This is a genomic window from Flavobacterium cerinum (assembly GCF_024496085.1).
GTDB lineage: Bacteria > Bacteroidota > Bacteroidia > Flavobacteriales > Flavobacteriaceae > Flavobacterium > Flavobacterium cerinum_A.
In genome coordinates this window covers 1,784,256-1,805,604 of sequence record NZ_CP101751.1, presented here as the reverse complement: position 1 = coordinate 1,805,604, position 21,349 = coordinate 1,784,256, and the positions used below count along the sequence as shown (strand labels likewise).

The 21,349-nt window shown below is 39.6% G+C and carries 15 protein-coding genes, 2 tRNA genes and 3 rRNA genes; 10 read left to right on the top strand and 10 right to left on the bottom strand.

The annotated features are described in order from the left end of the window. The first annotated feature begins 27 nt into the window (after nt 1-27). The 3 genes from NOX80_RS07985 (at nt 28) to NOX80_RS07975 (ending at nt 2,676) form a co-directional block, all read left to right on the top strand. On the top strand, nt 28-1,134 hold the full coding sequence (locus NOX80_RS07985) for a glycosyltransferase (protein ID WP_256552759.1): 1,107 nt from the start codon (nt 28-30) through the stop codon (nt 1,132-1,134). Further along, the gene (locus NOX80_RS07980; RefSeq protein ID WP_256552758.1) at nt 1,125-1,691 is read left to right on the top strand and encodes an RNA polymerase sigma factor; all 567 of its coding nucleotides are present in this window, start codon (nt 1,125-1,127) and stop codon (nt 1,689-1,691) included. The genes NOX80_RS07985 and NOX80_RS07980 overlap by 10 nt, the downstream gene beginning before the upstream one ends. 163 nt (nt 1,692-1,854) lie before the next feature. Beyond that, nucleotides 1,855-2,676: an energy transducer TonB gene (locus NOX80_RS07975; protein ID WP_256552757.1), complete on the top strand. Its 822-nt coding sequence runs from the start codon at nt 1,855-1,857 to the stop codon at nt 2,674-2,676. 190 nt (nt 2,677-2,866) lie between these two features. On the opposite strand, the gene nhaA is transcribed toward NOX80_RS07975, so the two are convergent. Then, nucleotides 2,867-4,012: a Na+/H+ antiporter NhaA gene (nhaA, locus tag NOX80_RS07970; RefSeq protein ID WP_256552756.1), complete on the bottom strand. Its 1,146-nt coding sequence runs from the start codon at nt 4,010-4,012 to the stop codon at nt 2,867-2,869. Between the two features lie 171 nt (nt 4,013-4,183). Here nhaA and lipA point away from each other — a divergent pair, with 171 nt between their 5' ends. From lipA to NOX80_RS07955, 3 genes are read left to right on the top strand one after another with little or no spacing between them, the layout of a single operon-like run. Further along, on the top strand, nt 4,184-5,056 hold the full coding sequence (lipA, locus tag NOX80_RS07965) for a lipoyl synthase (RefSeq protein WP_256552755.1): 873 nt from the start codon (nt 4,184-4,186) through the stop codon (nt 5,054-5,056). 34 nt (nt 5,057-5,090) lie between these two features. Next, a complete protein-coding gene (gene gap, locus NOX80_RS07960) occupies nt 5,091-6,095 on the top strand; it encodes a type I glyceraldehyde-3-phosphate dehydrogenase (protein WP_256552754.1) in 1,005 nt (334 codons plus the stop codon). A 35-nt stretch (nt 6,096-6,130) separates the two neighbouring features. Next, nucleotides 6,131-8,323 (top strand): tetratricopeptide repeat-containing hybrid sensor histidine kinase/response regulator, encoded by a 2,193-nt coding sequence (locus tag NOX80_RS07955; RefSeq protein ID WP_256552753.1) that lies wholly within the window; start codon nt 6,131-6,133, stop codon nt 8,321-8,323. On the opposite strand, the gene NOX80_RS07950 is transcribed toward NOX80_RS07955, so the two are convergent. Both NOX80_RS07950 and lpxK read right to left on the bottom strand, forming a co-directional pair. After that, nucleotides 8,320-9,132 carry a purine-nucleoside phosphorylase gene (locus NOX80_RS07950; RefSeq protein WP_256552752.1) on the bottom strand — a complete coding sequence of 271 codons (813 nt, stop codon included), beginning with the start codon at nt 9,130-9,132 and terminating at the stop codon, nt 8,320-8,322. The genes NOX80_RS07955 and NOX80_RS07950 overlap by 4 nt on opposite strands. Next, nucleotides 9,104-10,129, bottom strand: a complete 1,026-nt coding sequence (gene lpxK / locus NOX80_RS07945) for a tetraacyldisaccharide 4'-kinase (RefSeq protein ID WP_256552751.1) — start codon at nt 10,127-10,129, stop codon at nt 9,104-9,106. The genes NOX80_RS07950 and lpxK overlap by 29 nt, the downstream gene beginning before the upstream one ends. A gap of 100 nt (nt 10,130-10,229) precedes the next feature. On the opposite strand from lpxK, the gene NOX80_RS07940 reads away from it, so the two are divergent. Genes NOX80_RS07940 through rluF form a run of 4 tightly spaced genes read left to right on the top strand, consistent with a single transcriptional unit; the run spans nt 10,230 to nt 13,868 of the window. Further along, a complete protein-coding gene (locus NOX80_RS07940) occupies nt 10,230-11,324 on the top strand; it encodes a Nif3-like dinuclear metal center hexameric protein (RefSeq protein ID WP_256552750.1) in 1,095 nt (364 codons plus the stop codon). Nucleotides 11,325-11,327: 3 nt separating this feature from the next. Further along, on the top strand, nt 11,328-12,107 hold the full coding sequence (locus NOX80_RS07935; protein ID WP_256552749.1) for a zinc ribbon domain-containing protein: 780 nt from the start codon (nt 11,328-11,330) through the stop codon (nt 12,105-12,107). Between the two features lie 33 nt (nt 12,108-12,140). Next, nucleotides 12,141-12,998: an alpha/beta hydrolase gene (locus NOX80_RS07930; RefSeq protein WP_256552748.1), complete on the top strand. Its 858-nt coding sequence runs from the start codon at nt 12,141-12,143 to the stop codon at nt 12,996-12,998. Nucleotides 12,999-13,052: 54 nt separating this feature from the next. Continuing rightward, nucleotides 13,053-13,868 carry a 23S rRNA pseudouridine(2604) synthase RluF gene (gene rluF, locus NOX80_RS07925; RefSeq protein WP_256552747.1) on the top strand — a complete coding sequence of 272 codons (816 nt, stop codon included), beginning with the start codon at nt 13,053-13,055 and terminating at the stop codon, nt 13,866-13,868. A gap of 145 nt (nt 13,869-14,013) precedes the next feature. On the opposite strand, the gene rrf is transcribed toward rluF, so the two are convergent. The 7 genes from rrf to NOX80_RS07890 form a co-directional block, all read right to left on the bottom strand. Beyond that, nucleotides 14,014-14,123, bottom strand: a 5S ribosomal RNA gene (gene rrf, locus NOX80_RS07920). A gap of 111 nt (nt 14,124-14,234) precedes the next feature. Then, a 23S ribosomal RNA gene (locus NOX80_RS07915) occupies nt 14,235-17,114 on the bottom strand. A 113-nt stretch (nt 17,115-17,227) separates the two neighbouring features. After that, nucleotides 17,228-17,301: transfer RNA gene (locus NOX80_RS07910), tRNA-Ala, on the bottom strand. Nucleotides 17,302-17,396: 95 nt separating this feature from the next. Continuing rightward, a tRNA-Ile gene (locus tag NOX80_RS07905) sits at nt 17,397-17,470 on the bottom strand. Nucleotides 17,471-17,627: 157 nt separating this feature from the next. Then, nucleotides 17,628-19,143: ribosomal RNA gene (locus tag NOX80_RS07900) — 16S ribosomal RNA — on the bottom strand. The 16S, 23S and 5S rRNA genes sit together here with 2 tRNA genes alongside, the layout of an rRNA operon. Nucleotides 19,144-19,926: 783 nt before the next feature. Then, the gene (locus tag NOX80_RS07895) at nt 19,927-20,421 is read right to left on the bottom strand and encodes a GNAT family N-acetyltransferase (RefSeq protein ID WP_256552746.1); all 495 of its coding nucleotides are present in this window, start codon (nt 20,419-20,421) and stop codon (nt 19,927-19,929) included. Further along, nucleotides 20,422-21,309: a bifunctional 5,10-methylenetetrahydrofolate dehydrogenase/5,10-methenyltetrahydrofolate cyclohydrolase gene (locus NOX80_RS07890; RefSeq protein WP_256552745.1), complete on the bottom strand. Its 888-nt coding sequence runs from the start codon at nt 21,307-21,309 to the stop codon at nt 20,422-20,424. Between the last annotated feature and the right edge of the window lie 40 nt (nt 21,310-21,349).

Below are 21,349 nucleotides of genomic sequence, written 5' to 3'. Positions count from 1 at the left end.
CTTCATTAATCCCCTGATGAATTGCATATGCTAACAATTCTACTTTACATTTTTATCGGAATTCTTGCCATCCAGGTTTTTTATTATTTAATTGTATTCGGCAAATTTGCGTTTGCTCAGCCTCAAAAAATAACTTCAAAACGCATTCCGGTTTCCGTCATTGTATGTGCTAAAAATGAAGCCGAAAATGTAGCCCGATTTATCCCGATTTTAGCCGAGCAGAATTATCCTGATTATGAAATCGTTTTAATTGACGATGCATCGAGCGATGACACGCTCGAAATTTTTGAGGATTTTGAAAAAAAATACCCGAATATCCGACTGGTAAAAGTGCAGAATAACGAGGCTTTCTGGGGGAACAAAAAATTCGCATTAACTTTAGGAATTAAAGCCGCCCGCAAAGAGTATTTACTTTTTACGGATGCCGATTGCTATCCGACATCTAAAGATTGGATCATGCAAATGACCTCTCAATTCACCTTACATAAGACGATTATTTTAGGCTATGGCGCTTATGAAAAGATTAAAGGCTCTTTCCTTAATAAAATTATTCGCTTTGAAACGCTTTTAACAGCAGTCCAATATTTTTCATGGGCAAAAATGGGTAAACCCTATATGGGAGTTGGTCGTAATCTTGCTTATAAAAGAGAGGAGTTTTTTAAAGTAAACGGTTTTATGGACCATATGAAAGTACGCTCCGGAGACGATGATCTTTTTATTAATCAGGCTGCCAACAGTAAGAATACAACCATTTGCTACAGTCCGGAAAGCTTTACCGTTTCGACTCCTAAAAAAACATATAAAAGCTGGTTTCAGCAGAAACGCCGTCATGTATCGACAGCCTCTTATTATAAAGGATTTGACAAATTCCAATTGGGATTATTCTTTTTCTCACAACTATCCTTTTTTATTCTGGCGATCGTATTGCTCGCTTTTCAGTTCCAATGGATGATTGTAGCCGGACTAGTTGTTTTCCGTTATATCATCACCTGGATTACACTGGGCTATGCTTCCGGTAAATTACAGGAAAAAGATGTGATGTATTGGTTTCCTGTAATCGAATTAATCCTTATCTTCACACAACTAAACGTGTATTTTACCAACTCCTTTTCAAAACCGGTACATTGGAAATAAATTCGGAAATAATTCAACGGAATATTGAAAAAGCAAAGACCGGTGATCAGGTTGCTTTTACCTTTTTACTGGATTTTTTCTGGAATGAGATTTACGGATTTATGCTAAAACGTACCGAAAACGAAACGGATACGGAAGACATCGTAATTGAAACCTTTGCTAAAGCTTTTGACAAAATTACCTCTTACAATCCTGAATTCGGTTTTAACACCTGGCTGATCGCAATAGCCAAGAACGTACATATCGACATGTTACGCAAAAAAAAATCGGCTTTATTCTTAGGTACAATAGACGAAGAAAACCAACAAGCTTATAATGTTATTGATTCCACTCCTACTATTGAGGATGAAATCATCAAAGAGCAAAATCTTGCCCGATTATTACAATATATTAAAGAATTAAAACCGGCTTATCAGGAAGTAATCCAATTGCGTTATTTTCAGGAAATGAGTTATCAGGAAATTGCAGATCAACTGGAAGAGCCGTTAAACAATGTAAAAATTAAACTGCTTCGTGCTAAAAAGCTATTAGCCGAAATTATTCAGCAGAAAAAATAAACTCAATATTCTCAAACATTCTTCTTTACCACCAACAAAAACACAACAAATCAATACAATTAAAATAAAGTATTCAAAATATTAACAAGCTAAATACTATTCCTACAAAAATAACGTTATTAAAGGTAATACCACTATATAATAACCTTAAACTACGTTAATCATGTCTAAATTAAACATTTACGAAACCAAATGGCTTGATTTGGTTTTTGAGGGCCGTAACAAGGCTTACGGCGCTTATCAATTACGTTCAGAAAATCCGAAAACAACACTAAAAGCCTTATGTACCGGTGTTTTATTATTAGGATCTGCTATTGCCGTTCCGATAATTTCAAATTACTTTAAACCGGATCCCAATGTAGCCGGTAATATTCCGAAACTATTTGATGATACAATTGTCGTTGTTGATCTTATACCGACGCTACCTAAAAAGATTGAGGAACCGAAGTTAGAAACGACACCATCCGATCCGGTAAAAAAAATCAAATTCACCGGTTTTACACCGGTGCCTAAAAATCAGGCCACACAGGAAGTTCCTACAAATGATGAATTAAAAAATGCGGCTATCAGTTCTGAAAATGCAGAAGGTACCGGTACGACTACTAGTATGAGTGTTGCTTCACAACCAACCGGAAACGGAGACGGAAACGGAACGGAAAGTAACAATGCAGTCAACGCTACATATGAACTGGAAGCTTTACCGCAATATCCGGGAGGAATTGACGCTTTTCTGTCAACAATTGGTAAACGTTTTAAAACACCGGAACTGGAAGATGTTAAAACCTTAAAAGTATTGGTTTATTTTATCGTTGAAAAAGACGGTAGTCTATCTAATATCCGTGTAACCAGAGATCCGGGTTATGGCTTAGGAAAAGAAGCTATTCGTGTTTTAAGCACCATGACCACCAAATGGAGTCCGGGATACAGAAACGGTAATGCGGTTAGAACTGCTTATAACCTACCGATAACGGTGAATGTCAATTAGACGGAGAGAGAAACAAGAAGAAAGAAACAAGAAAAAAGAAGGAAGAAAAAAGAGTCACTTTACTCCTAAATAAAAAACCTGCCGGCTAAATACTGACAGGTTTTACTGCTATATAGCAAGAGTACTTTTCCTCTTTCCTCTTTCCTCTTTACTCTTTACTCTTCACTCTTTACTCTTCACTCTTTACTCTTCACTCTTTACGCTCTCCAAGCGAAACCTTTAGAAACGCAAATCCAATCAGGCCGGCAACCAGTGAAGAGATCAGAATAGCTATTTTAGAAATTGTAACATCCTCCGGTTGGTCTTTAAAAGCCAGTAGTGTTATAAATATCGACATTGTAAATCCGATTCCGGCGAGGAATCCGGTAGCCAGTATCTGTTTCCAACGTAAATCCTCCGGTAACTTACAGAGTCCGATAGCAACAACAAAAAAACTAAACAGGAATATCCCCAGTGGTTTTCCGACAACCAATCCCAGAAAAATACCGATACTATTTTCATGCATTAAACCTTCTACCCAATCATTACCGATTACAATAGCTGTGTTCGCCAATGCAAATAACGGTAATATAAAAAAGGCCACCGGTTTGTGTAAGGCATGCTGCATTTTATAGGAAATCGTTTTTTTACCGCCATCTCCGAAAGGCACTACAAAAGCCAGTAAAACACCTGTAATTGTTGCGTGAATTCCGGAATTCAACATAAAATACCACATCAGTACACCTCCTAAAAGATACGGAAACGGGTTATTCACTTTTAATCGGTTAAAAACAAATAAAACAGCCATTATACCTAACGCAATCCCAAGATTCATAACCGATAAATGATCCGTATAGAAAATGGCTATCACCAAAATCGCGCCCAAATCATCGATTACCGCTAAAGCCGTCAGAAAAACTTTTAGTGATAACGGAACCCGACTTCCCAATAAAGACAGTACGCCTAATGCAAAAGCAATATCCGTCGCCATTGGAATACCCGCTCCGGATTGTGTTAGTGTGCCGTGATTAAAAATCATATAAATTCCGGCCGGAACCAACATCCCCCCCATTGCTGCAAAAATCGGTAATAAAGCATTTTTAATATTCGAAAGCTCTCCTTTGTATATTTCCCGTTCCAATTCCAATCCGATCAGAAAAAAGAAAATCGTCATTAATCCGTCATTGATCCAATGTTCAAAAGAATGAGAACCTAATTTAAAATGCCAGATACTTTCATATGCTTCCTGTAGTCCTGAATTCGCTAGTAAAAGTGAAATCACGGTACAAAAAATCAATACGATTCCGGATGATTTTTCGTTATTAAAAAATTCGGTAAACAGTTTTGTTGCTTTCATACTACTCAAAATAAATCAAAAGGCTTTTTAACAATACTTACAAAGGTACTATTTTTAAAATAAAGCATTTCGGGAACAACCGGGTTATCAATCCGCCTTATTAAAAATGCGTTAAACGGGTTATCACAAATAAACAACATTACGTATCTTTGCACTTCAAAATTATCAGTAATGGAAACTGTTTTAGATACGAATATCATCCCTACCGGCAAACCGAAATGGTTACGTGTAAAGTTGCCAACGGGAAAAAAATATACGGAATTAAGAGGCCTTGTAGACAAATACAAACTGAATACCATCTGTACGTCAGGTAGTTGTCCGAATATGGGTGAATGTTGGGGAGAAGGAACGGCTACCTTTATGATATTAGGTAACGTATGTACGCGTTCCTGTGGTTTTTGCGGCGTAAAAACCGGACGTCCGGAAACAGTGGATTGGGACGAACCTGAAAAAGTGGCCCGTTCTATCAAATTGATGAATATTAAACACGCGGTAATTACCAGTGTTGACCGTGACGATATTAAAGACGGCGGTTCTATTATCTGGAAAGAAACCGTAAAAGCGATCCGTCGAATGAATCCGGAAACTACTTTAGAAACCCTTATCCCGGATTTTCAGGGAATGGAACGTAATATCGACCGTATCGTTGAAGCAAATCCTGAAGTAGTATCGCACAACATGGAAACCGTTCGTCGTTTAACACGAGAAGTGCGTATCCAGGCAAAATACGATCGTAGTCTTGCCGTATTAAAATATTTAAAAGACAAAGGCATCCGTCGTACCAAATCCGGAATTATGTTAGGATTAGGTGAAACCGAAGAGGAAGTAATCCAAACAATGACCGATTTACGCGAAGCTAATGTTGATATTGTAACCATAGGTCAATATCTGCAACCCAGTAAAAAGCATTTACCGGTAAAAGAGTTTATCACACCGGAACAATTTGCCAAATACGAAGCAATCGGTAAAGAATTAGGATTCCGCCATGTAGAAAGCGGTGCTTTGGTTCGTTCGTCTTACCACGCTCAAAAACACATTTTATAAATCGGGCAACCCATATACGAATACTGACACTGAAATGAATTCAAAAATTAAAATTGCCATTAACGGGTTCGGCAGAATCGGGCGTAACCTGTTCAGATTATTATTAAATCATCCTTCTATTGAAGTAGTAGCGATTAATGATATTGCCGATAACAGGACCATGGCACATTTAATTAAATACGACAGTATTCATGGTGTACTCCCTAATGCGGTTACTTTTGATGAACAATCCATTATCATTGACGGTAAATCGTTTCCCTTTTTTCATGAAAAAGAGATTTCCAATTTAAACTGGAAACCACTAAATGTTGATATCGTTGTAGAAGCAACCGGAAAATTCAAAACGTATCCGGAAGCAGAAGCACATATACAATCCGGTGCAAAAAAAGTAATCCTTTCAGCTCCGGCTGAAGACGATACTATAAAAACAGTAGTATTAGGTGTTAATGAGTCCATTTTGGACGGAACAGAACTTATTATCTCCAATGCCAGTTGTACTACAAACAATGCCGCTCCGATGATCAAAGTAATTCAGGAATTATGCGGAATCGAACAGGCTTATATCACAACCGTTCACTCTTACACGACAGATCAGAGTTTACATGATCAACCGCATAAAGATTTAAGAAGAGCCCGTGGTGCCGCGCAATCGATCGTACCGACAACCACCGGTGCAGCAAAAGCCTTAACTAAAATTTTTCCGGATCTGGATGGTAAAATGGGAGGCTGCGGTATTCGTGTACCGGTTCCGGACGGATCATTAACCGATATTACGTTTAATGTAAAACGTCAGGTAAGCATTGAGGAAATTAATACGGCATTCCGACAAGCTTCCGAAACCCATTTAAAAGGAATCTTAGCCTATACCGAAGACCCTATTGTTTCTGTCGATATCATCGGTAATCCGAATTCCTGTTTATTCGATGCTCAGCTGACTTCTGTAATCGATAAAATGGTAAAAGTTGTCGGATGGTATGACAATGAAATCGGCTATTCCTCCCGAATAATTGATTTGATCACGCACACATATAACAAATAATTAACTATATTTATGCTGATTTTTTAAACAAAGGAATGCGGTATATACTACTTTTATTATTTTTTATAGGAACAACTGGTTTTTCACAGGAAAAAAACGCCCCCATAAAAGTAGACAGTATTACTTATTATTTGGAGTTATCAAATTTCCACAAAAACAATTACACCTATAATAAGGCTTTAGAGTTCGGAAAAAAAGCCGTTAATTATGCCACCAGGAACAACCTTGAAAAAGGCCTGGCTGACACTTATCTGGCTATTGGCGGTATTTACTATCAACTCAAAAAAACCGATGACGCCATTGAAAACTTCATCCGTAGTCTTGCCATCTACAATAATTTAAAGCCGTCATCCAATATTGCTTTTTGCTATTATAATCTGGGCTTATGTTATCTGGATAAAAACAGCTTTGCAATAGCCGAAAATTATTTCGACAAAGCAATTTCAATCTACGAACAGATCCAAATTCCGGACGCAATTGAATTGATCAATTTGCAAAAAGGAATCATCTATAAAAAGAAAGGGAATATCAATCTCGCTACTGCATTGTTTAAAAATATTATTTCAAAGAATAATATCGACAACCTTTTCGAAACCAAAGCCGAAGCCTATTATCAGTTAGCTGAAATCAATGAAAGGAATAATCCTAAAAAGTCCATTGATTATTTGGAAAAGGCTAACGTACTAACGAGTAATAACAACGTCTCCCAGAAGCTAAAAATCATTCGTAAGATCAGTACGTTATACAATAAAACCAACGCTGTCAACCAATCTTTTTATTACCTGAAACGTTATGTTCATTTAAAAGACTCTCTTTCGGCGATTAATAACGACAGTATTGGAGAAGCGGCTTTCGAGCGGTATATTGCCAACGAACAACTCAAAACCATTGAGAAAATGGACAAAGAGAATAAGGAGCAGGAAAAATCGATCAAATTCTCAAAATTGATCAGCATCCTAAGTATTGCCTTAATCTCAATTTTATCATTACTCAGTCTTTCGCTCTATAAGAACAATATCATCCGAAAGAAAACCAATCAGCTATTAAAAGATAAAAATCTGGAATTGGAAGTAGAGAAAGAACGCGCGGAAAGAGCATCCAAAGCCCGTTCGGAATTTTTATCTACAGTCAGTCACGAGTTACGTACGCCGTTAAATGCAATCAACGGAATCACGCATATCTTATTGGAGGACAAACCAAAGGAAAGTCAGCTGGCCTATCTGAATTCATTGAAGTTTTCCGGTAATTACCTGTCAACTTTTATCAATGATATTCTGGAAATCAACCGTGTTGAATCAAATGCTCTGGAAATCGAGAAAATCAATTTCAATATCCGGGAGTTATTCAAAAATATTATGGACTCTTTTATTGAGATCGCCAATAATAACAACGTAATCTGTCGTCTGAGCATCGAAGAAACAATCCCAAGTTTTCTGGTTGGTGATCCGACCAAATTGTCACAAATTTTGATCAATCTAGTCAACAATTCGCTTAAATTTACGAAAGACGGAGACGTATGGATTAACATCACACAAAAAGACAATCAGAACAACATTGTCACGCTTCATTTTGAAATTATCGATACCGGTATCGGAATTTTAAAAGAGAAACAGGAAACTATTTTTGACAGTTTTACACAAGGTTCCGTTGAGATTAACCGAAAATACGGCGGTACCGGATTAGGCCTTGCTATTGTAAAACGTCTGGTAGAATTATTAGGCGGAAAAATCAATTTGGAAAGCGAGCTGGATAAAGGCGCTAAATTCTACTTTGATTTATCGTTCCCTATCGGTGAAGAAATAAACGTTGAAAAGAAAACCGGTCTCGGATATGACGAGCAATGGCTAACAGATAAAAAGATCCTTTTGGTTGAAGACAATAAAATCAATCAGATGATCACTAAAAAAATGCTGGAACGCAAACAGATGGTCTGCACCATTATTGAAAATGGTGAAGATGCTATCGAACATTTGAACCAGAATCGAAACGTATATGATCTGGTATTAATGGATGTTCATCTACCGGGAATTAACGGTACAATTGCTACCGAAGAGATTCGTAAGTTTGACATGCAAACCCCAATTATTGCATTAACGGCTATTTCACTGGACGAAAACCGGGAAATGTTGCTTTCATACGGTATGAATGAGGTGATTACAAAACCTTTTGATCCGGAGAAGTTCTACGAGATTATTGCAACCACCATCATTTCAAAAAACGGCAATTAGTAAGCCGTTATCAGATTCTGAATTAAATGACGCACATGCGGTTCCGCAGCCTGAGCCGCTTCCAACACTTCATCATGTGTTATGGTGTCAATACTATGTTCATCGCCCATATCTGTGATCACTGAAATTCCGAAACATTGCAAATCCATATGACGGGCAACAATTACTTCCGGAACCGTTGACATACCGACACAGTCACCTCCAACCGCTTTTACCATTCGGTATTCGGCCAGTGTTTCAAAAGTTGGTCCTTGTAATCCAAGATATACACCGTCTTTTACTTCAATATTTAAATCAGCAGCCAGTTCTTTCGCTTTAGCGATCATCTTACGGCTATACGGTTCGCTCATATTTACAAAACGCGGACCGAAACGTTCATCATTTTTTCCTCTTAACGGATGTTCCGGCATCATATTAATATGATCTTTAATAATCACTATTGATCCTACTTTATAATCCGGATTTACACCTCCCGATGCATTTGAAACGATTAATTTTTCTACTCCAAGGTATTTCATTACCCGTACCGGAAAAGTCACTTCTTTCATACTATAGCCTTCATAAAAATGAAAACGGCCTTGCATGGCAACCACTTTTTTTGTCCCGATGGTTCCGAAAACCAAAGCACCTTTGTGTCCTTGTACGGTCGACACCGGAAAATTCGGTATTTCATTATACGGTAATGTAAATTCAATTGCAATATCATTGGTAAATCCGCCCAATCCGGAACCTAAAATAACACCGTATTCAGGAGTAAAATTTGTTTTTTCTTTAATGTAACTAACTGTTTCTTGTACTTGCTCCCACATAATCTAAAATAGTTTTATCAAAATCGTTTTCATTATTTAAAAATGCACTGACAATCGGTAGGTAAAACAATTGCTCAGAAGGCAATTTTCCCTGTAGTCGTACATAATCTTTTTCGGTTGTAATGATTTTTTTAGCACCAGCCTTTTCCCGTATCATTGCAATATCCTTATCCGTAAATTCATGATGATCCGGAAAAGTCATACATTGATCTGCTTTCCCGCTAAGATACTCAAAAAAAGGCTGAGGTTTTGCAATCCCAGCGACCAACGCAAATGCATTTCGATCCAGATTGTCCACCGACAGGCTTTCCTTTTCCGAAAACACCTTCGCATCATATTTAATATAAGTAAAGAATAACTGTTGCTCCGGTTTTAATTTTAATCGGGTACGAATCTGATTTTGCTGAGTTTGTGTGAGCGTTTCCGGACATTTTGTAACGACAATAATAGCAGCACGTTCAACACCTTTCCGACTCTCTCTAAGGTTTCCGGCCGGCAAAATTAAATCATCGATATATAGATCGTCATAAGCCGTCAGTAAAATATAAAATCCGGCTTTTACCTTTCTATGCTGATAAGCGTCATCTAATAAAATCACTTCCGGCTTTTCAGACAACGTCAATAATTGCGTTATTCCATTACAACGATTGGCATCGACAGCAACGGAGACATCCGGGAATTTTCTATAAAACTGATAGGGTTCATCTCCTAAAATGGCAGCATTGGCAGTTTTATCGGCCAAAACAAAACCTTCCGATTTTCTCTTATACCCTCTGCTTAAAGTAGCCACTTTATAATTACCCGACAACAATCGGATCAGGTATTCGATTTGAGGTGTCTTTCCGGTTCCTCCTACACTCAGATTCCCAACAGCAATAACCGGTATCGTAAAAGATTGGGATTTCAGTATTCCGTTGTCATACAAAAAGTTGCGAACCCCGGTGATACATCCGTAAAGAATTGAAAAAGGAAAAAGTATTTTTCGCAGAAAATTCATATTACGAAAGTAGCTATTTTTTATCTTTGAAAATAACTTTTGCCGTAAAGTTTGCCTTGTTATGGCCTAATGCATCGGCTAAATCCTAAAATCAGACCAGATGAAAATAAAAGCAATACTCGACCTGCTGGAAGAAATGGCTCCGTTGGCTTATGCCGAAGATTTTGATAATGTAGGCTTATTGGTTGGCGATGCCGATGCTGATGCAACCGGTGTACTCGTTTGCCATGATGCACTTGAAAATGTAATCGAAGAAGCGATTAGCCGACAATGTAATCTTGTGGTTTGCTTCCATCCGATTCTTTTTTCCGGTATAAAGAAAATTACCGGCAAAAATTATGTAGAACGGGCCATTCTAAAAGCGATTAAAAATGATATCGCTATTTATGCCGTTCATACGGCACTGGACAATCATCAACAGGGCGTAAATAAAATATTTTGTGATGCACTTGGTCTCCTTAATACTAAGGTATTGGTACCGAAACAAAATTTCATTCAAAAATTAGTCACCTATACCATTCCTGAAAATGCAGCAAAACTACGCAATGCGCTTTTCGAAGCCGGAGCCGGAAAAATAGGCAATTATGAAGATTGTAGTTTTAACTCACAAGGTATCGGTACCTATATGGGGAATGAAAACAGTAATCCTGAAATAGGAGCGCGTTTTGAGTTTGTTGAAGCACCGGAAATTAAAATCGAAATCACTTTCGAAAAACATTTACAAGGTAAAATTCTAAAAGCGCTGTTTCAAAATCATGTTTATGAAGAAGTAGCTTATGAAATTTACCAACTGCAAAATAACCATCAGAATATCGGTTTGGGAATGATCGGTGAATTTGAAACCGCGTTAACGGAAACCGAATTTCTTCAACTGGTCAAAAAGAATATGCAAACCGGAGGAATCCGTCACAGCGCTTTTATCGGTAAAAATATAAAGAAAGTGGCCGTTCTGGGTGGTTCGGGAAGTTTTGCAATTCGCAATGCTATAACAGCCGGAGCCGATGCATTTCTTACTGCGGATTTGAAATATCACAAGTTTTATGAAGCCGAAAACAAACTACTTTTGGCCGATATTGGTCATTTTGAAAGTGAAAGGTACACAAAAAACTATATAGTTGATTATCTTACGAAAAAAATCCCTAATTTTGCAATCATTTTATCGGAAGAAAATACAAATCCAGTTAAGTACTTTTAAAATATGACAAACATCAAAGAACTAAGTGTAGAAGATAAGTTACGAGCACTTTATGACTTACAGTTAATCGATTCACGCATTGATGAAATTAGAAATGTAAGAGGTGAATTACCTCTTGAAGTGGAAGATTTAGAAGATGAAGTAGCTGGATTAAGCACTCGTTTAGAGAAACTGAAAGCTGATTTAGAGACAATCGAAGAGCAAATCAAAGAAAAAAAGAATGCTATCGAAGGCCACAAAGAAGCAATTAAGAAATATACCGAACAACAAAAGAATGTTCGTAACAACAGAGAATTCAACTCTTTATCTAAAGAAATCGAATTCCAGGAATTAGAAATTCAATTAGCGGAAAAACACATCCGTGAAATGAAAGCCTCTATTGAACACAAAAAAGAAGTTGTGTCGCAAACGAAAGAGAAGCTAGATGCCAGACAGTCGCATTTAAAACACAAAAAAGCAGAGTTGGATGATATCATGTCTGAAACTGAAAAAGAAGAAAACTTCTTATTAGAAAAATCAGCTGAATTCCAGGATCTAATTGAAGAGCGTTTATTAAATGCTTACAAAAGAATCCGTACAAGTGTTCGTAATGGTTTAGCTGTTGTTTCTATTGAAAGAGGTGCTTCTGCAGGATCATTCTTCACGATTCCGCCACAAACGCAAATGGAAATTGCTTCCCGTAAAAAAATCATTACGGATGAGCATAGCGGAAGAATTCTTGTTGACAGTGCATTAGCAGATGAAGAAAAAGAAAAAATGCAACAATTATTTTCTAAAATATAAGTAACTTAAAGCCTCCAACCGGAGGCTTTTTTTATGAAACTGATTCACAAAATATCCTACTTTATTTTAACCAAATCCATCGGGTTATACATCAACCTGATGGGATTCCTGTTCCCTGAAAAAGCCACTAAATTGGCCTACCGTTATTTTACAGAACCGCGTGACGGTAAACTGGATTCAAACAAAATCCCGAAAATCCTGAGTGAAGCGCATCCTGAAATCGTTTCATTTGGCCAACACCAGATCCAAACCTATACCTGGAAAGGAAATGATCATCGTATATTACTTGTTCACGGTTGGGAAAGCAATGCTTCCCGTTGGGAACGCATTATCAATTGGCTTAAAAAATCAGGCAGTACGATCATCGCATTAGACGGTCCGGCACAGGGATTATCCAGCGGAACCGAATTTAATATTCCCGAATACGCACGTTTTGTCGATGCTATCATGCAGCGATTTAATCCTAAATATATTATAGGACACTCTATGGGTGGTGCAACCTGTATCTATTATCAATACACCTATCAAAATCCATTATTAGAAAAAATGGTTATTTTAGGCGCTCCAAGTGAATTTATCATCGTCCTTAACAATTACAAAAAGACAATAAGTCTAAATAAAAAGGTATCCCGTCTTTTGGACCAGCGAATTATGGAACGTTTTAATATTGATCCTTATGCTTTTTCCGGAAAACATTTTGCATCGAGTCTTAGTTTGAAAGGACTTATTGCTCATGACGAAGATGATACTGTTGTTTCCTATAATGAAGGAAAACAAATTGCTGAAGCCTGGAAATCGGCCGAATTTATTTCAACTAAAGGATTAGGACACAGTCTTCATGATGATCAACTATATCAACAGATCTATCATTTTCTTTTTGAAGCCGATTAAGCTATTCGGAAGCAATTAATTGGCATTCTTTTATATTTAGCGTATTTTTGTCGGATGGAAGAAAATTTAAAAAGACTCAACAAATTTTTGTCTGAAACCGGATTTTGCTCCCGGAGAGAAGCCGACAGGCTAATTGAAGAAGGAAGAGTTACCCTTAACGGAATAGTTCCGGAAATGGGCACTAAAGTCACTCCTGATGACGAAGTAAGAGTCGACGGTAAATTAGTACGGGAAAAAACTACAAAATCCGTTTATCTGGCTTTTAACAAACCGGTAGGTATTGAATGTACCACCAATCCCGACGTTCGTAACAATATCGTAGACTATATCAATTACCCCAAACGTATTTTTCCTATAGGCCGACTGGATAAAGCCAGTGAAGGTCTTATTTTTATGACTGACGACGGTGACATCGTAAACAAAATATTACGAGCCCGTAACAATCACGAAAAAGAATATATTGTAACGGTTAACAAACCTATTACGGATCGTTTTATAGAACGAATGGGTAATGGAGTCCCTATTTTAGACACCGTAACCAAAAAGTGCAAAGTAGAACAAGTCAGCAAGTTTATTTTTAAGATCATTCTTACTCAGGGATTAAACCGGCAAATTCGAAGAATGTGCGAATATCTGGGTTATGAAGTAACTGCTTTAAAACGTATTCGTATCATTAACATATCTCTTGATGTACCTGTGGGACGATACAGAGAATTGACAGATAACGAAATAAAGACGTTAAACCAACTTATTGCACCATCAAGTAAAACGGAAGAAGCTAGCTTACCAAAAGTGGAAACTACACCTAAAAAAGCCTTTAATCCGAAAAACAATAACAACCGAAATAATCATTTTAGAAATAAAAAGTAACTATTTCAAATTCTTACAAAAAAAACCGGCTATATGCCGGTTTTTTTTATGTCTATAAGTACTTATTATTCGCTTAAAGCAAAGCTTTTTATTCTCAAAACTATAAAAACAAAAAACCCTATCAGTAATGATAGGGTTTTTAAAAGAAAGGCGGCGACATACTCTCCCACAGGATTGCAGTACCATCTGCGCAGGCGGGCTTAACTTCTCTGTTCGGAATGGGAAGAGGTGAGCCCCGCCGCAATAACCACCTTAAATCGTTGGTCTCGTTCTCTAAACGAGACACTAATATTTTAACATACTGAGATAAAAAATCAAAAACATCAGTCAGAAAGACTTCCCTTCCGCCTTGCGGCGGAAGGACACGTACATAAGCTTACGGGTTATTAGTACTACTCGGCTATGACATTACTGCCTTTACACCTATAGCCTATCAACGTGGTCATCTCCCACGACCCTTTAAAGAAATCTCATCTTGTGGTGGGTTTCGCGCTTATATGCTTTCAGCGCTTATCCCTTCCAAACGTAGCTACTCTGCGGTGCCCCTGGCGGGACAACAGATACACTAGAGGTTTGTCCAACTCGGTCCTCTCGTACTAGAGTCAGATCCACTCAAATTTCTAACGCCCACAGTAGATAGAGACCGAACTGTCTCACGACGTTCTGAACCCAGCTCGCGTGCCACTTTAATGGGCGAACAGCCCAACCCTTGGGACCTTCTCCAGCCCCAGGATGTGACGAGCCGACATCGAGGTGCCAAACCCCCCCGTCGATATGAGCTCTTGGGGGAGATCAGCCTGTTATCCCCGGCGTACCTTTTATCCTTTGAGCGATGGCCCTTCCATGCGGAACCACCGGATCACTATGCTCTACTTTCGTACCTGATCGACCTGTATGTCTCTCAGTCAAGCTCCCTTATGCCATTGCACTCTACGCACGGTTACCAAGCGTGCTGAGGGAACCTTTAGAAGCCTCCGTTACTCTTTTGGAGGCGACCACCCCAGTCAAACTACCCACCAAGCAATGTCCTCTTCACCGAAGAGTTAGGCCTCAGATAAGCAAAGGGTGGTATTTCAACAATGACTCCACAACTCCTAGCGAAGCCGCTTCATAGTCTCCCACCTATCCTACACATCACTTATCCAAGGTCAATACTAAGCTATAGTAAAGGTGCACAGGGTCTTTTCGTCCCACTGCGGGTAATCGGCATCTTCACCGATACTACAATTTCACCGAGCTCATGGCTGAGACAGTGTCCAGATCGTTACACCATTCGTGCAGGTCGGAACTTACCCGACAAGGAATTTCGCTACCTTAGGACCGTTATAGTTACGGCCGCCGTTTACTGGGGCTTCAATTCAATGCTTCTCCGAAGATAACATCTCCTCTTAACCTTCCAGCACCGGGCAGGTGTCAGGCCCTATACTTCATCTTACGATTTGGCAGAGCCCTGTGTTTTTGATAAACAGTCGCCTGGACCTTTTCACTGCGGCCAGCATTGCTGCTGGCGACCTTTCTCCCGAAGTTACAGGTCTATTTTGCCTAATTCCTTAGCCATGAATCTCTCGAGCACCTTAGGATTCTCTCCTCGACTACCTGTGTCGGTTTACGGTACGGGTACTTATAATCTAAGTTTAGAGGTTTTTCTTGGAAGCCCTTAGGTACACTATCACTTTGTCCGAAGACTCCGTGTACTATCGCATTTCACCAGTTCCCGCGGATTTGCCTACGGGACCTATAGCTAGGTGCTTTAACGAACTATTCCGTCAGTTCGCGGTACTTTCATCACTCCGTCACCCCATCACAATTATAAGTAGTACGGGAATATTAACCCGTTGGCCATCGACTGTCCCTTTCGGGTTCGCCTTAGGACCCGACTAACCCTCAGCTGATTAGCATAGCTGAGGAAACCTTAGTCTTTCGGTGTGCGGGTTTCTCGCCCGCATTATCGTTACTTATGCCTACATTTTCTTTTCTAAACAGTCCAGCAATACTCACATATCACCTTCAACCCAGTTTAGAATGCTCCCCTACCACTTGTATCAAATACAAATCCATAGCTTCGGTAGTATACTTATGCCCGATTATTATCCATGCTCGTCCGCTCGACTAGTGAGCTGTTACGCACTCTTTAAATGAATGGCTGCTTCCAAGCCAACATCCTAGCTGTCTGGGCAGACAAACCTCGTTTTTTCAACTTAGCATACATTTGGGGACCTTAGCTGATGGTCTGGGTTCTTTCCCTCTCGGACATGGACCTTAGCACCCATGCCCTCACTGCTGAAAATCATTATATAGCATTCGGAGTTTGTCAGGAATTGGTAGGCGGTGAAGCCCCCGCATCCAATCAGTAGCTCTACCTCTATATAACTAAATCAGCGCTGCACCTAAATGCATTTCGGGGAGTACGAGCTATTTCCGAGTTTGATTGGCCTTTCACCCCTACCCACAGGTCATCCGAAGACTTTTCAACGTCAACCGGTTCGGACCTCCACTGTGTGTTACCACAGCTTCATCCTGCCCATGGGTAGATCACACGGTTTCGCGTCTACCACTACTGACTATGGCGCCCTATTCAGACTCGCTTTCGCTACGGATCCACACCTGAAGTGCTTATCCTTGCCAGCAACGGTAACTCGTAGGCTCATTATGCAAAAGGCACGCCGTCACCCCACTTAAGGGCTCCGACCGCTTGTAGGCGTATGGTTTCAGGATCTTTTTCACTCCGTTATTCACGGTTCTTTTCACCTTTCCCTCACGGTACTGGTTCACTATCGGTCTCTCAGGAGTATTTAGCCTTAGCGGATGGTCCCGCCAGATTCAGACAGGGTTTCACGTGCCCCGCCCTACTCAGGATACCACTATTCTTATCTTCTCTTACTTGTACGGGACTATCACCCTATATCGTTAACCTTTCCAGGTTATTCCAATTCAATCCGCAAGAAATGTCGTGGTCCTACAACCCCAGCACTGCCGTAACAGCACTGGTTTGGGCTTTTCCGCGTTCGCTCGCCACTACTTACGGAATCACTTTTGTTTTCTTCTCCTCCGCCTACTTAGATGTTTCAGTTCAGCGGGTTCGCCCATCTATCGATGTACTATGTCTTCAACATAGTGGGTTGCCCCATTCGGATATTTACGGATCAATTCGTATGTGCCAATCCCCGTAACTTTTCGCAGCTTATCACGTCCTTCTTCGCCTCTGAGAGCCTAGGCATCCCCCATACGCCCTTATTTTGCTTATTGTACTTACTTTTTTAAAATACATCTTACGATGCACCCTAAATTCTGTGCTTTCTAATTTTTTTGTTTTCTTATCTCAATATGTCAATGAACTATTTTCCATTATTATGGAATCGTGGAGAATATCGGAGTCGAACCGATGACCTCCTGCGTGCAAGGCAGGCGCTCTAGCCAGCTGAGCTAATCCCCCATTCTTTCTTATTTTGAATGTTGAATTTCGAATTTTGAATTAATAACCCTTAATCCAAATCCCAACTTCCAGAATTTCCTTCTAAGTAAAAGTTGTAGTCCCGGGCAGACTCGAACTGCCGACCCCTACATTATCAGTGTAGTACTCTAACCAGCTGAGCTACGAGACTATTTTTAACGTATTTTAAATTTTAAATGCTGAATTTTAAATTAAAACTCACATTTTCCTCTAAAAATAGTTTAAACTCTTTTTACTTTTCTTTTTTTTGAACTAACAGCGAGAGTAAAATCTCTTGTATCATAAACCTGATGCTTATCTTTCTCTAGAAAGGAGGTGTTCCAGCCGCACCTTCCGGTACGGCTACCTTGTTACGACTTAGCCCCAGTTACTAGTTTTACCCTAGGCAGCTCCTTGCGGTCACCGACTTCAGGTACCCCCAGCTTCCATGGCTTGACGGGCGGTGTGTACAAGGCCCGGGAACGTATTCACCGGATCATGGCTGATATCCGATTACTAGCGATTCCAGCTTCACGGAGTCGAGTTGCAGACTCCGATCCGAACTGTGACCGGTTTTATAGATTCGCTCCTGGTCGCCCAGTGGCTGCTCTCTGTACCGGCCATTGTAGCACGTGTGTAGCCCAGGACGTAAGGGCCGTGATGATTTGACGTCATCCCCACCTTCCTCACGGTTTGCACCGGCAGTCTCGTTAGAGTTCCCGACATCACTCGCTGGCAACTAACAACAGGGGTTGCGCTCGTTATAGGACTTAACCTGACACCTCACGGCACGAGCTGACGACAACCATGCAGCACCTTGTAAAGTGTCCGAAGAAAAATCTGTTTCCAAATCTGTCACTCTACATTTAAGCCCTGGTAAGGTTCCTCGCGTATCATCGAATTAAACCACATGCTCCACCGCTTGTGCGGGCCCCCGTCAATTCCTTTGAGTTTCAAACTTGCGTTCGTACTCCCCAGGTGGGATACTTATCACTTTCGCTTAGCCACTGAGCTTGCGCCCAACAGCTAGTATCCATCGTTTACGGCGTGGACTACCAGGGTATCTAATCCTGTTCGCTCCCCACGCTTTCGTCCATCAGCGTCAATAAACCAGTAGTAACCTGCCTTCGCAATTGGTATTCCATGTAATATCTAAGCATTTCACCGCTACACTACATATTCTAGTTACTTCCTGGTAATTCAAGTCCTGCAGTATCAATGGCCGTTTGATCGTTAAGCGACCAGATTTCACCACTGACTTACAAAACCGCCTACGGACCCTTTAAACCCAATGATTCCGGATAACGCTTGGATCCTCCGTATTACCGCGGCTGCTGGCACGGAGTTAGCCGATCCTTATTCCTACAGTACCGTCAATCTACCACACGTGGTAGGGTTTCTTCCTGTATAAAAGCAGTTTACACACCATAGATGCTTCATCCTGCACGCGGCATGGCTGGATCAGGCTTGCGCCCATTGTCCAATATTCCTCACTGCTGCCTCCCGTAGGAGTCTGGTCCGTGTCTCAGTACCAGTGTGGGGGATCTCCCTCTCAGGACCCCTACCCATCATTGCCTTGGTATGCCGTTACCACACCAACTAGCTAATGGGACGCATGCTCATCTTGTACCGTTGGAACTTTAGTAATAAAGTGAGGCCACTCTAAAACACTATGAGGTATTAATCCAAATTTCTCTGGGCTATCCCTCTGTACAAGGTAGATTGCATACGCGTTACGCACCCGTGCGCCGGTCTCAGATTAGCAAGCTAATCCTACCCCTCGACTTGCATGTGTTAGGCCTGCCGCTAGCGTTCATCCTGAGCCAGGATCAAACTCTTCATCGTATATTTTTAATATTGTCGATAATTCTCAGGTCTAATTTTTTATACTCGAAAAATCTTACTCTCTCTTTGTATGCTGTCAATCCAATATGTCTATGAACGTGTCATTCTCTTTTTCCAACTAACCTCTCTCGGTTAGCGGCTGCAAAAGTAGAAACTTTTTTAAAACTGTGCAAGATTTTTTTGAAGTTTTTTTTGAAAAAATTTTCTTCGTTTTCCTCACTCAATATCTTTAAGAACTTCCCTGTTTTGCGGGCTGCAAAGATAATTCGCTTTTTTGTTTCTCGCAAATCTTTTTTTGACTTTTTTTCTATTCCTTAGTCAATTTCCAATCTGCTGCTAACTCTCAATGAACTTCCTTATTGCGGCTGCAAAACTAGAACCTTTTTCCGATTTCGCAAACTTTATTAAACCTTTTTTTAAAACTATTTTTTAACTCCCTCATTACCATTTAGTAACACAACTCCTTTTTTGCTGCAATCATAAGATCTAAGAGAAAAGAAGCTAGAGAAAAGACATCTACTCCTATATATAGGGCGGTTTTTAATGCTAATCATCCCGAAAAAAGAAGAAAGAGAAAAGAAAAAAGAATGCTCTTTTTCATATCTCACGGGTTTTTAAAACCTTCGGGTATCAAAAACGGATACTTTACACTATAATATATATAGAGTAGAAAACACTATAACTAAAATTCTTCAACTAAAATATAAAACCCGACAGGTTTAAAAATCTGGCGGGTGTGTCCGGATGAAATAAAAAAACCGCAGGAAATCCTGCGGTCTTATATCATTTTATTTTTTTCTCCATTATATAATCTTCCATCAGGTAACCTTCACCTATATCAATATTTTCTTCACCTACAACTTCAAAACCTTGTCTAGTATAAAAATCAATAGCCTTATTAAAACGATTTACATTTAACAATAACGATTGGTTTTTATTTTCCACTACCACTTGCTCTATATATCCAAGCAATAGCTTCCCTATTCCTTTACCTTGCGTTTGCGGCAAAACATATATTTTATGTAACTTGGTTTTTCCTTCTTTATAATTAATTTGATAGGAAGCAAAACCATAATATACACCATCCTCTTCAACTAATACAAAATGCTGACCATTTTGTTGCTGTTCTTGCAACGATGGAATTGCATATATTTTATCCAACATATAATTCAATTGCTGTTCCGATAAAATAGCTCCGTATGTATCCGGCCAAATCGTATAAGCTAAAGACCGTATAATTTCCAGTTGTTGCGGTGATGTTACCTGTGTAATTATCATTTATTCTGCTTTTAATCTTTTTTGCTCTCTTGCCAATAATGTATTTTTCATCAACATTGCAATAGTCATCGGACCAACACCACCCGGAACCGGCGTGATAAACGAAGCTTTTTTACTTACATTTTCAAAATCAACATCGCCCGTGATCACATATCCTTTTTCTGATCTTTCATCAGCAACACGCGTAATTCCCACATCTATAATTACGACATCATCTTTAACCATTTCCGCTTTCAGGTAATTCGGTACTCCTAAAGCTGTAATGATGATATCCGCCTGACTGGTAATCTGTGTTATATTTTTAGTATGACTATGTGTTAAGGTAACGGTTGAATTCCCCGGAAATCCTTTTCTTCCCATCAAAATACTCATCGGACGTCCTACAATATGACTTCTTCCGATTACCACCGTATGCTTCCCTTTCGTTTCTACATTATAACGCTCCAACAATTCCAGGATTCCAAAAGGTGTTGCCGGAATAAAAGTTGACATATCCAAAGCCATTTTTCCGAAATTCTCAGGGTGAAAACCATCAACATCTTTACTCGGGTCAATTGCCATCAGTACTTTCTGCGTATCAATCTGATCCGGCAACGGTAACTGTACAATAAATCCATCGATATCATCGTCCTCGTTTAATTCCTTAATTTTCTTCAACAATTCCGTTTCCGATGTTGTACTCGGCATTTTAACCAATGTCGATTCAAAACCTACTCGCTCGCAAGCTTTCACTTTACTTCCTACATAAGTAAGACTGGCTCCGTCATTTCCAACGATAACCGCGGCCAAGTGCGGCACTTTTTCTCCGTTTTCTTTCATTTTCTGCACTTCGGCAGCAATTTCATTTTTGATTTCCTCCGAAATCTTTTTTCCGTCTAGTAGTTGCATTCCTGTATTATTTGTGTGTTGCTTATTCTAAAAAAAGAAG